Raw genomic sequence first — 289 nt, forward strand, 5'->3', positions numbered from 1 at the left:
TCAGCCCAACCCGTGGAACCCCCGCAACGGTCTGTTCACGAATGGCTGGGAAGCAGGCCGGTGGGGCAGAATGGAAAGGCACATCAGAGCACCCTGCCAAACGCTTGGAGCGATACCCATGGGCGAAACCGCCGCACTGAAGATCCCCGCTGAACTGCTTCCACTGGACGGACGGTTCGGAGCCGGGCCGTCGAAAGTGCGTCCGGAGCAGATGGAAGCGCTGGCCCTCGCCGGCACCAACCTGCTGGGCACCTCGCACCGCCAGGCCCCCGTCCGGAACCTCGTCGGC

The 289-nt window shown here is 66.4% G+C and carries 1 pseudogene; it reads left to right on the forward strand.

Annotated elements, in window-relative coordinates:
* Positions 1-118: 118 nt before the first annotated feature.
* A pseudogene (locus tag SB754_RS19810) lies at positions 119-289 on the forward strand (phosphoserine transaminase); the annotation flags it as partial.

It is taken from the genome of Leifsonia sp. SIMBA_070 (assembly GCF_046534635.1).
Classification (GTDB): Bacteria; Actinomycetota; Actinomycetes; order Actinomycetales; family Microbacteriaceae; genus Leifsonia.